Source organism: Viridibacillus sp. NPDC096237 (assembly GCF_050278625.1).
Taxonomy (GTDB): Bacteria; Bacillota; Bacilli; order Bacillales_A; family Planococcaceae; genus Viridibacillus.
In genome coordinates this window covers 1-10,703 of record NZ_JBNNTI010000069.1, presented here as the reverse complement: position 1 = coordinate 10,703, position 10,703 = coordinate 1, and the positions used below count along the sequence as shown (strand labels likewise).

The window sequence follows — 10,703 nt, the reverse complement described above, 5'->3', positions numbered from 1 at the left end:
AAGAAAAATTAGGCTACCTTTCGCCGAGAGAATTCGGAAGAAAGATAGCCTAATGAAGGTGTTTTATGTGTGTCCCAAAACGCTAGGTCAGTTCAAGGCTCTTCTTTTTATTTAAATCAGAAAAGTGAACCATAATGATACTTACTTAATATCATTAGTGAACATTGTCTTGATTTAAAATTTTAGTTTTTCATTCTATATGTCTGCAAGGACATCCATGTTTCTTTCAATGTCACTATATTCTCTGTCATAAATAACGGTTTGTGCTCACTTGACGGTTTGTTTCCCTTTGGATTAATCCAGATGGCGGACATTCCTGCATTGATCGCACCCACTATATCATTATTCCAAGAATCACCTACATATACAGCTTGAGCTGGCTCAATTCCATACTGTAAGAGTGGTATATGAAAAGCTTCTTGTTGTGGTTTTTCAACCCCTATCTCCTCTGAAATAAAGATTTCCCTTTCAGTAAACACTTTATGCAAATGTAATTTTATGATCTTAGATCGTTGTTCATTAACTTTTCCATTTGTGATAATACCAACTTGATAATTTTTCTTTAACTCTCGAAGGTACTCATTAACTGTCTCTTCTGGCTTCACTAAATGAATGAGCTGACTAAAGAACTCACGGAAATAAGTATCCGCCTCTTCTACACTAATCTCCTGATCGAAATGTTTAAGTGTATAAATAAGACGTTGCTGTCTCACTTCATCCAAAGAAATATGTCCCTGATGGTGTAACTCCCAAAAGTGATAGTCATAATGTCGATAGTAAGAGAAAAACTCCTCAAATGGTAAATACTTCGTAATACTAGACTGAAAAAAAGTACTTTTAGTAGCTTGTATCCAATAATTTTCAAACGAAAACAAGGTATTATCCAAGTCAAAGAGCACTAGTTTTATATCTTGTAACATGGTGCTTTCTCCTTTATTCCAGAATATTTATGAACTAACTTCTTTCTTTATAGAAACTGCGACTGGTCGTGACTGTTCAAATTTAAGCCATAAGATAGCCATTACCATGATTGCCAATCCTGAAATACGCATAAAATTAGGAATTGGTCCCCAGATAAACCATGTTAATAACATTGCCACTGGTAATTCAGTTGTCGTTAATGTAGCCATTAAAATAGAACTCACATTTTTCGCAGCATAGGACAAAAGTTCAAACGCTAAAATCTGTCCTAAAATTGCTGTAATAAGTCCAAATGACAAGGCATCTACTGTAAAGAGATGTAATTTCTCATACTGCCCCAAACAGAAAACCAAAACAAGGATCGTAGCAATAAAGAAGACAAAAACTTTCGTAAACGGATGATCTGTTATCTTTTGCAAACTAAATAAATTTGTCGCAAATGATATGCCTGCTGCAAATCCATAAAGCAATCCTGGTACAGTCACATGTGCTAACGTTCCACCGATTAACAAAGTAGTCCCCAGCCATAATAATATAATTGCTACTATATGCTTGCCTACTACACGCTCTTTGTTAAATAGAATACCAAACAGAAAAAGAATCCAAGGGTATTGAAATAAACCTAATGATGCGATACTCGGATCTGTTAATTGAATAGAGTTATAATAAAACAGTCCTGTTAATACAGTCGTAATCCCTGCTATCCAATTGTAAGGATTCTTAACTAACAGTATATATGGTTGTGAAATCCTGTTCTTCTTGTTAGCAAACAGGAACCTACAGATAAAATAAAGAATAGCAAATCCAAATTGATAAATAAGTAAATCCAACGTTGTTAATCCCACATTATTTGCTACTTTTACAACATTAGAATTTACTCCAAACACAATACCCCCGACAAGTGCAGCCCATGTTCCTGTCTTAGAATTTACTTTGATCATAATGTTATTTCCTTACGTAAAGCAGGTAATGTAAACTTAGTAATCCCTGTTCCGAAATATTCTGACTCTTGTGTGTCGATAGGAATCCATTTATATGCCCCAATTTCGTTATCTGGTGTTGGTTCACCATTTATTTCTACAATATACACTGTTAAAAACATGGATTCCGTTTCCAACATAGACTTTGTTTCAAAATTACCTAACAAAATACTTGATATAATCTCCAACTGCAATTCTTCCTTTAGTTCCCTCTTCAATGCTTCTAAATCTGTTTCTCCATCTTCAAGCTTACCTCCGGGTAACATATAATAGTCAGGAGATTTCTTCTTACTTACTACTAATAACTGATTATCTTTTACTATTGCTGCCCCAATTTTTCGAATCATAATATCTACAGCTCCTAATTTCTCCTATCCTAAAACAGACTGTTTATATTTAAATGTCTCAACAACATTCATAGTGTCTGTCATAAGAGTCACGTGATTATGACAAATCGGAAGTTTATCATTCATATACTCCTCTACCATTTGGTCAGTTGGCTCACTAAATGCATCTCCAAACACAGACACTCCCTCTAATGATTTTGAAGATAAACCAATTGTTAATAATGCATATTTCACATCATCTTGGTTGCCAAAATGATAAATAGGACATTCATATGTAATACCATACTTTTCTTCAAACGCACGTAAAATCTCAATAGATACATCTTTCTGTTCTGCTAAATCTTTTTGGTAACCTACACATCCATCTACGATGAGTGTAATCCCATTTTGTAGACAATACACTGTTGCAGCTGCGTGAATAGCTAATTTATCTCCTAATAACACAAGATTAACTCCCCAGCGTTTAAAATCTTCTTCCAAATTAGAAATTGCAACACTTCTAAATAATCCATATGTAGGTAATACCGTACGACCGACAATTTGTTCTGGAAAACGATTTTTTAATTCTTCTACTCGGATTTCAGATAACTCACTCTTAATCCCAATACCACTGTTACATGTTAATAAATGAACTTCTTTCCCTTGTAACGCCTCTAGACATGCTACTAATGATGAATCGCGACCACCTGTGAATAATACAGCTACTTTTTCTTTAATCATTGAACTCGCTCCTTTAAAGTTATTTGTTTTAGTTGATAGAGTAGTGCTTCTATATGATCGGTAGTAAGAAAAAAACTAACCGATATACGTATGGCATTTAATTCTTTGATCTCTCTAACAAAAATATTCTCTATTTCTAATTGTTTTGTAACACTTTTACAATTCAATCTTTCTGGTAAGGGAAGAGTTAGTAAACTAGCAGTTTCCATCACTATAGGACGAAATGGCGTTTCTTCGATAATTTTTTCTCTTAGCATATTCATATTTGCTTGAATCATAGAAAAAATAGTATCTATCCCGATTTCCTTGCAAAGCCACGTTAATCCTGCTTCAAATCCATGAATAGAAGGACGAAATCGTGTACCAATCTCAAATCTCCTACTTCCTTCAGAAGGAAAATAATAAATAGTCCCATCATGTTCATTAAACGATGCATTTCCAACAAACGTTTGATTAACAATGTCCAACATAGACTCTTTAATATACAACGCACCGATACCTTCTGGACCATGTAACCATTTATGTGCTGGGAATACATAAAAATCCACATCCAACTCTTTTACATCTACCGGCATAGCACCTACTGCTTGCGCTCCGTCTACTAGAACAGCAATTCCTCGTTCATGTGCATACCTGCAAATTTCTTGGATAGGAATAATACACCCAGTCGCCCAAAACACATGAGAAATAACAATAACTCTCGTTCGTGTCGTAACCAATGAAAAAAAGACATGAAGATCAAACACATAATTCTCAGGTTTATAAAATCGAACGTTAACCCTTTTCTGTCTACTCAAAGTAGATAAACCAGCTAACGCACCCAAATGTTCACTATTAGTTGTTAAAATTTCATCCCCTTGTTTTAAATGTAAACCCCACAGAACTACGTTAACCCCATCAGTTGTATTGTTTGTTATAGCTACTTCAGACGGTTTTGCATGAATAATTGAGGACAACCCTTGACGTACCATCTCCAAATACGATTGGAATCTCTTTCTTTGCCCTTGATTCACTCGTCCCCTTTCAAATTCGTAATTTAATTCTTCCATAATGGTATTACATACACATTTAGGGATAAGACCAGCTCCACCTGTATTAAAATAAGCTTGAGTCGAAATCATCGGAAGTTCTCTACGAATAATTTCTAACATGCTCTCCACCCCCTTTTCCAAAGAATAACTACACCTATATATATCGAAGTGAAAATAAATAAACATCTATAAAGGTGTACATTTTCAAAAAAACGAACAAACAATATTCGGATTTATGGATGAAAATGTATATTAATTACCAACAATTACTATTTTTCCACTTTTAAAGCGAAAATGCAATGTTTTTTTCATAAAAATTATACTTATAAAAACTAGTGGATTTATAAGGACTCAACTTTCGCACCCAATTAAACAGGGTAATCAGTTGCCAGTACTAACTTTGCGGCCTATCCAATAGATCCATTGACAATTTAAAAAACATCTATCATTAAATTCCATTTTAAAGGCTCCTCTTTGCAGTATTACAACTTTAATCTGTTTTGGTATATTTTAAATTTAATGCAAATGTATTCTGCTGTCAAATATATTGTGCATAAAATTTATGCGCATTTTTTTATATAGCAAGTTGCGGAATTATTAGTTAAAAATAATTCATTTTAAACAATCCCGTACATAAAAAACAGAGCGGGATATATATAATTTAAAATGCGTTTTGTATATGCCTCGCTAGTCTATATTTGAAGTTCAAGTAATTGGTTTATAAGGATATAGTATCTTCAGTAATCGCTATTTTAACGGCAACAAATTTGGGATTTATGTTACGCTTGTGAAGTAATGTACTTAAACTACCGGGGTGCTTTACTTGAAGATTATTGAGTTGCATAGGCAGCTCTTTTTTCTTTATTGAACTACCATGAAAATTAATTTCTTCAAGAAAAGAAAAATGACAATACTTAAGAAGACCCTTGCCTAATCGTTAAAAAAAGAGGAGAGCGGACATTAATAAGACTATTGTTTTCGGTAGACTATTAGTATTGACTCCACTAACCATTTTCATTCTCTGTGGTGCAGGACTATTTTGTACTGCATGGATGGCTAACGGGGGAGTTTAGTTTAATAAGGGATATATTGTTAATTGTGGTAGAATTAGATTAGAAATGTTTAGGGAGGAGAAATATCGTATGATTTCTGAATTAAATAAAAGTGATTTTTATAAGTGTAGAGATATAGTAAATGAAAAGGGGCAATTGGAAATAAAAGCGGTAATTGAAGGTGTTAATCCTGGTCGTGTATTTGTAGATAATAGCGTTACCCCTACCTCTGGATTCGTTTGGTTAGGGAATAATGATGGATTTCTCTTTATTGGAAATGCAGAAAATGAAGCGTTTAATAATGAATTAAACAATTTTATTGATAGAGTGATCATACCAGAAGCAAAGAAAGTCCGATTAAATTGCTTTGAAGGAATTGGTAACCACACAAAATGGAATAAGACTATCGAAAAAGTGTTTGAACACCGTAAGTTAGGAAGCTGGAATCAGCGGGTTTATGAGGTACATAAAGTTGATTATAAAGCTACCAATGAACCTGCTATTGAACAAGGATATGAAGTTGTAAAAATCTCTGATACTTTCTTTGATAATAATGATGGTCCAATAAAAAACATTGAATTTTTACACTCCAAAATTTTAGAGTTTTGGGCATCACCTGAGAGTTTCTTTAATGATGGTATTGGTTATTGTATTGTTTACAAAAATGAAATTGTAAGTGTTTGTTTTTCAGGTTTTGTCGTTGGAAATGTACACTGTATAAGTATTGAAACTTTAGAGGAGTATCAAGGAAAAAAATTAGCTCAAAAATTAGCCCATAGTGTTGTAAAAGATTGCTTGGAAAGTAATCTGGTTCCGATTTGGGATTGTATGGAGGTGAATAAGCCGTCTATTGCAGTTGCAGAAAATATAGGATTCAGAAATGTATTTAATTATATAGGGTATTATTTCCTTTTTGAGTGATTTTTACGTGCTTTTTTATATCCTATTTCTCGTAAATAATCCTGTTGTTTTTGCGAAGCTTCTTTTTATTTGAGTTATTTCAGTAAATCAAAGTTATAAAAATTTGTGAAAAATTGTACTTAAGCTAACGGGGCTTTACTTCAAGAGGGAGTGAAGCCTTTTTTTTATTGAATTAACGATATATGTTCCTTCCATCAAAAGGGGAGTTGTCCATCATGCCTGGCTGAATGACAAACCAATATTTTCGAATCGTAACTGATTTGAATACTATAAGAGTACAACTAATCATTTGAGGTGAAATATGGACTTCAATCTTTTACGTTATCTGGCCATCGGTGATTCTCTTACTGTTGGTATCGGTGTTCTTTTTTTGGACCCAGGATTTGTTGAATATTATAGAGGCCTGAGTCAGCAAATTTTGAAAAAGTCTGTTTTTTACAAAAAATGCGCAAGGTCAGGTGCAACAACAGAAGATGTTTTAATAATGCTCCATTTCCCAAGCGTTACAGAATCTGTAAAATATGCAGATATTATCACGATAACGGCTGGGGGAGGTGACTTGATAAATGCAGCTAAAAAATTTTTAATAAATGACGAATTGTAATATTAAGTGCAACACCTAAGACAACATAAAGAAGCTCATAGCAACACCGTGTAAAATGAAAGTTCCTACACAATACAAATCACGGGGGTGCTGTTATGAGCTATAAACATCTTACCATATCAGAACGTGCGAAAATAGAAACTTTACTTGAACTGGGTTATTCGAATCGAATTCTTTCCGAAGAAAACGGACTTAGGGCAAGTAACAGAAAATGAATTAAAAGAAGCACTTGCCTTAATCAACAATCGACCAAGAAAATGCTTAGGCTGGAAAACTACACGAATGTTTTAAGGAGCAAGTGTTGCGCTTAATTTGACAAACTATCACACAAAAAAATATTCTATTATATTTATCTACCTTCCAATTGAAATTTGTGTTAACTTATTATTTATTAAGGTTAACTTAATTTTTGGGGAATAGCAGGAAACAAGGTAAATTGTGGGGTTTTGTCTGGTAATTATGTGAAAATTATTTAAAAAGTAAAATGGAGGAGTATAATTATGCGCAAGTTTTCTACATGTGATCTTACCCAGATTTCATTATTAGCTTGTCTTATTATCGTTACAGGAATGTTTAAAATTCCAACAGGTATTCCTGGTTCTGAATTTCAATTATCAGCACCCATTGCTGTTGCGATTGCAGTGGTGTTCGGATTTAAACGATATTTTCTTGCGGGGATCATTGCAAGTTTAATATTATTTTTACTAGGTATACACTCAATCTTAAATGTTGAAATCTCATTAATTTTTCGATTGACTGTTGGTCTAATTATTGTTTTATTTGGGAGCTCGATTCCGGTACTTGTTGTGGCAGGACCAATTGGAACAATGGTTGCTAGATTTGGTTTGGCTTTTACGTTAGGGACCCCATTTTTACCGCTATTATTTTTGGCGATTCCAGGCATGGTGATCACGGCTATTTGTGTTTATCCCATAACGAAAATGTTACATACAATAAATAGGAAAGTGGCAGGTAATAATCATGTTAAAAGCGTATTATAGTATTCGAATGCGTGCGGCTGAAAGTAGTCCTGAACTAGGGGAAAAGCATGTATCTGGTGGTGAAAGGATAGGAAGTAAATCTCAGATAGAGACAATTGTGACACAGCTATTGAATAAAGCAAGCAATCATCCACGTGGAGATGCTGATTTTATTCAAATTACCGTTGAGAAAATAGCATGTGATCGGATACTGTATATGCCACCGTTGGAAATTACGACAGTTGAAACGGTTTCAATTGAAGATGGGCGGAGTGAAGCGAGAAAGATACTAACTTCTGTAGGTGTTTCGAAACATGCGCTAGATGTTGCTTTTTATCTACTTGGTAGTAATCAAAATCTCCGAGGGGCCATCATTCTCAATAGTAAAACAGGCTTACGGCTTGACGATCGGGGGCAAAAAGGGGTCCGTGTATCACGAATCGATTGGCAAGATGCTGAGGGGAACCTTAATGAGCGTGTTCGTGAAGCGCTGGCTCTGGCGTCCAAAGTAGCCAATTCTCAGTTTACGATTGCAGAATTATGTTGGTCCGATGATCCAGATTACGTGACTGGATATGTAAGTAATCATGACATTGGTTATGTCAGAATTATTCCGTTAAAAATGGAAGGCTGTGAGAGCGGAGGGCGTATTTTTTTTGTGTCAGATGAAGTTGTACTAGAATCTTATATAAACTATTTAGAAAGAGTACCAGTTCTCATTAGGAGGGATTAAAAAATGGATCATTGGTTTCATCGGGAACTACAGTTAATAGAAGAGCAAGGATTGAAAAGGAAGTTACGTGCGTTTTCAACTGGAAATGAGAGCAAGGTAATCATGAATGGTAAGAAATTCTTGCTATTTTCATCTAATAACTATTTAGGCCTTGCAACAGATATTCGGTTGAGAAAGAAAGCATCTGAAGGCATTAGTAAATACGGTACAGGGGCTGGTGGTTCGAGATTAATAACCGGAAATTTCGTTATTCATGAACAGCTTGAATGCGAAATTGCAGATTTGAAAGAAACTGAAGCAGCGATTGTTTTCAGCAGTGGTTACCTAGCAAACATTGGCATGATTTCAGGTGTAATGAAGGAAGGGGATATTATATTTTCTGATGCCTGGAATCATGCGAGTATCATAGATGGTTGTCGTCTTAGTCAAGCAAAAACAATTGTTTATGAACATGCGGATATGGTGGATTTAGAGCGTAAATTGAGGAAATCATGTGGGGATGGAAAGAAGTTAATTGTGACGGATGGCGTCTTTAGTATGGATGGTGATATTGCTCCACTTCCAGAAATAGTTGCGCTAGCAAAGAAATACAATGCTTACATAATGGTTGATGATGCACATGCGACAGGTGTCTTAGGAAGTGATGGTCGTGGTACTGCTGATTATTTTGGTTTGAAAGATGAGATTGATTTTACAGTAGGCACGTTAAGTAAAGCGATTGGTGCAGAGGGTGGTTTTGTGGCGACCTCGTCAATTGGAAAGAACTATTTACTTAATAACGCCAGATCATTTATTTTCCAAACAGGTTTATCTCCAAGTGCGATTGAAGCAGCGCGAGAAGGAATTGCAATTATACAGAATGAGCCCGAACGAAGGGATCAATTGCTGAAAAATGCTCAGTATTTACGTTTGATTTTAGAGGAATCTGGTTTTATAGTTAGGGAAGGAGAGACACCAATTATATCTCTTCTTATTGGTGATTCCCATGAAGCTATGCAATTTTCTGAGAAACTTATGGATGAAGGTGTCTTTATTCCAGCGATTCGACCACCAACCGTGCCGAAAGGGTCAAGCCGGTTGCGGATCACAGTGATGGCTACACATACAATAGAGCAGCTTAATACGGTCATAAATAAAATTAAGAAAATAGGAAAAGAAATAGGTGTTGTATAAAGTGTCTTAAAATCAAGTTTTAGCGGTTTTGTTAGATAAAGAACAACGGTGTCAAAACAAACCAGGAAACAGTTGTAACAAATACGGAGCATGATGTGATTGTTGGATAAATATCAACTAAACCAGCTAATAGAATGTCAAGGAAAACATTTTTAATCGAAAAACACTTCATATTATACTAAAAAGCACAAGATAAATAATCCTCCGAATTTGATTTGGAAGGATTTTGTTTTATTTTAAAATACTGTAACTAAATAGTTTCTTGGAACGGTGTTTTCGTTTTTAAAATCGCATAAATCCAGTGTAAAAGCTTATTAGCACAAGCAATAATAGCTACTTTATACGGTTTACCTTCTTCACGTTTTAAATCGTAGAAGGCTCGTAATCGTTTATTTCGTGCAATGGTTTCATCTGTTGTTTTCTTTTTACGGCTATCTCGAATTGAACAACGGACGCTGTGTAAAGCATGTGACGAAGTCTAGCTGAGCCACGTTTGGTAATGTGATTTTTTGTGCCTTTAAAGCGCCCTGATTCAAACACACTTGGGTCTAGTCCTGCAAAGGCTACTAACTTTTTTGGATGATTAAACCGCTCAAATTCCCCAACTTCTGAAAGTATCGTGGCTGCGATTTTTTCACCTATACCGGGAAGTGACTGGATTAATTCATATTCTTCGAGTTGTGCCGCCAATTGATCAATCTCACGCTCTAACGTAGAAAGTTGTTGGCGGTACGCTTGAAGTAAATCAATATACATATTCAGACTGATGAGAAGGCTTTGATAAAGCGTTGACTGAAATGGGTTGCGTTCCGTTCCGTATGTTCAATCTTCACACTGTTTTTATAGGGCATCTTTTTATCCAAGAACATTTGAACCTGACTTTCACCTTTTGCGACATCCAGACCTACTACTGGATTCATAATTTATCTCCTCCTCATGTATATGGATTGACCGGTAACCTCTATCTAGCTTGTTATTCATATCTTCGCTTGTTATACGGGATCGTAATGTCCCAACCAGCCTAATCATGTGTTAACAAGTAGAGGGCGAACAGTTTAGTTGTCGGGATCAAGTCCCACGGGCAGGTCCGTTCTACCCCGGCTACTATCAATCTATAAATTGAATAAAAAAGAGTCAACCAGATTGTAAAATGTACCCTATAGAGTAGACACTTAAAAAAGGTCTGCTCTATAGGGTACTCTTATGTATAATGAAAAAAATGAGGAATCGGAGAACATTTA

At 35.2% G+C, this 10,703-nt stretch carries 11 protein-coding genes and 2 pseudogenes; 6 read left to right on the top strand and 7 right to left on the bottom strand.

Annotated features, from left to right (window positions below):
- Positions 1-182: 182 nt before the first annotated feature.
- The 5 genes from ACQKMD_RS20820 to ACQKMD_RS20800 are packed head-to-tail and all read right to left on the bottom strand — an operon-like array spanning position 183 to position 4,119.
- Entirely contained in the window at positions 183-920 is a 738-nt protein-coding gene (locus ACQKMD_RS20820; protein ID WP_427754388.1) for an HAD family hydrolase, read from the bottom strand.
- Positions 921-947: 27 nt separating this feature from the next.
- On the bottom strand, positions 948-1,862 hold the full coding sequence (locus tag ACQKMD_RS20815; RefSeq protein ID WP_427754386.1) for a DMT family transporter: 915 nt from the start codon (positions 1,860-1,862) through the stop codon (positions 948-950).
- On the bottom strand, positions 1,859-2,248 hold the full coding sequence (locus ACQKMD_RS20810; RefSeq protein WP_427754384.1) for an NUDIX hydrolase: 390 nt from the start codon (positions 2,246-2,248) through the stop codon (positions 1,859-1,861). The genes ACQKMD_RS20815 and ACQKMD_RS20810 overlap by 4 nt, the downstream gene beginning before the upstream one ends.
- Positions 2,249-2,272: 24 nt before the next feature.
- Positions 2,273-2,968 (bottom strand): hypothetical protein, encoded by a 696-nt coding sequence (locus tag ACQKMD_RS20805; protein ID WP_427754383.1) that lies wholly within the window; start codon positions 2,966-2,968, stop codon positions 2,273-2,275.
- Positions 2,965-4,119 carry an aminotransferase class V-fold PLP-dependent enzyme gene (locus tag ACQKMD_RS20800; protein ID WP_427754381.1) on the bottom strand — a complete coding sequence of 385 codons (1,155 nt, stop codon included), beginning with the start codon at positions 4,117-4,119 and terminating at the stop codon, positions 2,965-2,967. The genes ACQKMD_RS20805 and ACQKMD_RS20800 overlap by 4 nt, the downstream gene beginning before the upstream one ends.
- Before the next feature lie 1,022 nt (positions 4,120-5,141).
- On the opposite strand from ACQKMD_RS20800, the gene ACQKMD_RS20795 reads away from it, so the two are divergent.
- The 6 genes and pseudogenes from ACQKMD_RS20795 to bioF all read left to right on the top strand — a co-directional run bounded on the left by ACQKMD_RS20795 (position 5,142) and on the right by bioF (position 9,462).
- Positions 5,142-5,972, top strand: coding sequence for a GNAT family N-acetyltransferase (locus ACQKMD_RS20795; RefSeq protein ID WP_427754380.1), 831 nt, complete (start codon positions 5,142-5,144; stop codon positions 5,970-5,972).
- A 301-nt stretch (positions 5,973-6,273) separates the two neighbouring features.
- Entirely contained in the window at positions 6,274-6,576 is a 303-nt protein-coding gene (locus ACQKMD_RS20790; protein ID WP_427754378.1) for a hypothetical protein, read from the top strand.
- A 168-nt stretch (positions 6,577-6,744) separates the two neighbouring features.
- A pseudogene (locus ACQKMD_RS20785) lies at positions 6,745-6,892 on the top strand (IS30 family transposase); the annotation flags it as partial.
- A gap of 184 nt (positions 6,893-7,076) precedes the next feature.
- Positions 7,077-7,577, top strand: a complete 501-nt coding sequence (locus ACQKMD_RS20780) for a hypothetical protein (protein WP_427754376.1) — start codon at positions 7,077-7,079, stop codon at positions 7,575-7,577.
- Positions 7,558-8,289 (top strand): 6-carboxyhexanoate--CoA ligase, encoded by a 732-nt coding sequence (bioW, locus tag ACQKMD_RS20775; RefSeq protein WP_427754374.1) that lies wholly within the window; start codon positions 7,558-7,560, stop codon positions 8,287-8,289. Before ACQKMD_RS20780 ends, bioW begins: the two co-directional genes overlap by 20 nt.
- Positions 8,290-8,292: 3 nt before the next feature.
- A complete protein-coding gene (gene bioF / locus ACQKMD_RS20770; protein WP_427754373.1) occupies positions 8,293-9,462 on the top strand; it encodes an 8-amino-7-oxononanoate synthase in 1,170 nt (389 codons plus the stop codon).
- Between the two features lie 250 nt (positions 9,463-9,712).
- Here the strand turns inward: bioF and ACQKMD_RS20765 are convergent.
- Positions 9,713-10,269, bottom strand: a pseudogene (locus ACQKMD_RS20765) (IS110 family transposase); the annotation flags it as partial.
- Entirely contained in the window at positions 10,221-10,382 is a 162-nt protein-coding gene (locus ACQKMD_RS20760; protein ID WP_427754372.1) for a hypothetical protein, read from the bottom strand. The gene ACQKMD_RS20760 and the pseudogene ACQKMD_RS20765, both read right to left, overlap by 49 nt.
- Between the last annotated feature and the right edge of the window lie 321 nt (positions 10,383-10,703).

Excerpts from the sequence above, each read along its gene's own strand:
- ACQKMD_RS20820 (WP_427754388.1), bottom strand. The coding sequence starts at position 920 with ATGTTACAAGATATAAAACTAGTGCTCTTTGACTTGGATAATACCTTG.
- ACQKMD_RS20815 (WP_427754386.1), bottom strand. The coding sequence starts at position 1,862 with ATGATCAAAGTAAATTCTAAGACAGGAACATGGGCTGCACTTGTCGGG.
- ACQKMD_RS20810 (WP_427754384.1), bottom strand. The coding sequence starts at position 2,248 with ATGATTCGAAAAATTGGGGCAGCAATAGTAAAAGATAATCAGTTATTA.
- ACQKMD_RS20805 (WP_427754383.1), bottom strand. The coding sequence starts at position 2,968 with ATGATTAAAGAAAAAGTAGCTGTATTATTCACAGGTGGTCGCGATTCA.
- ACQKMD_RS20800 (WP_427754381.1), bottom strand. The coding sequence starts at position 4,119 with ATGTTAGAAATTATTCGTAGAGAACTTCCGATGATTTCGACTCAAGCT.
- ACQKMD_RS20795 (WP_427754380.1), top strand. The coding sequence starts at position 5,142 with ATGATTTCTGAATTAAATAAAAGTGATTTTTATAAGTGTAGAGATATA.
- ACQKMD_RS20790 (WP_427754378.1), top strand. The coding sequence starts at position 6,274 with ATGGACTTCAATCTTTTACGTTATCTGGCCATCGGTGATTCTCTTACT.
- ACQKMD_RS20780 (WP_427754376.1), top strand. The coding sequence starts at position 7,077 with ATGCGCAAGTTTTCTACATGTGATCTTACCCAGATTTCATTATTAGCT.
- bioW (WP_427754374.1), top strand. The coding sequence starts at position 7,558 with ATGTTAAAAGCGTATTATAGTATTCGAATGCGTGCGGCTGAAAGTAGT.
- bioF (WP_427754373.1), top strand. The coding sequence starts at position 8,293 with ATGGATCATTGGTTTCATCGGGAACTACAGTTAATAGAAGAGCAAGGA.
- ACQKMD_RS20760 (WP_427754372.1), bottom strand. The coding sequence starts at position 10,382 with ATGAATCCAGTAGTAGGTCTGGATGTCGCAAAAGGTGAAAGTCAGGTT.